Genomic DNA, 789 nt, shown 5'->3' with positions numbered 1-789 from the left:
GACTATATTAAGGGATTATGTTAGGCCATTTAGAGAAAGTCCAAAGAAACAAGCAACCTTACGGTTTGAGACTCCTCCAGGAAAACAAGGACAGATGGATTGGGCTCATGTAGGAAAATATGAAGTTGATGGAGAGATAAAAGAAGTTTATGCCTTTGTTATGGTATTGGGTTATTCAAGGATGAAATACATTGAGTTTACAATCAGTATGGATTTAGAAACCCTAATGAAATGTCATATGAATGCATTCTCATATTTTAATGGTGTACCTGAGCAGATACTCTATGACAATATGAAAACAGCAGTAATCAAACATACTCCAGTCGAGATACGATTTAATCGAAAGTTTGAAGATTTCCTTGCCTACTATGGGATTGTGCCGAAGGCATGTAAACCAAGTAGACCTCAAACAAAAGGAAAAGTTGAGAACGTTGTTGGTTATTTAAAGAAGAATTTTATGAAGCGTAAGCATCAACCCACATTATACTCATTAAATGAGAATGTTAGATTATGGCTTGATAAGACAGCAAATAAAAAATTAAACGGTACAACAAATGAGTCACCGTTGAAGAGATTTGAGATTGAACAGAAATACTTAGGTAACTCAAATATGAAGCCTTCTTTTCCTATTGCACATTGGGAAATAAGAGAAGTTAGTAGAGATTCTTTCGTTTCTTACAAAGGGAAACGTTATTCTGTCCCATTTCGATTTGCAGGTCAAAAAGTGAAGATTAAAGAAACCTTAGATCATCATGTGGAGATATTTGATGAATTTGAATGTATTGCGAA

The 789-nt window shown here is 34.5% G+C and carries 1 protein-coding gene; it reads left to right on the top strand.

The window, feature by feature from the left end:
* On the top strand, window positions 1–789 hold a 789-nt coding region (istA, locus tag KW850_RS32595; RefSeq protein WP_218351723.1), incomplete at both ends, for an IS21 family transposase.

The sequence above is a fragment of the Bacillus sp. sid0103 genome, assembly GCF_019219025.1.
This window is presented reverse-complemented; position numbering and strand designations above follow the sequence as displayed.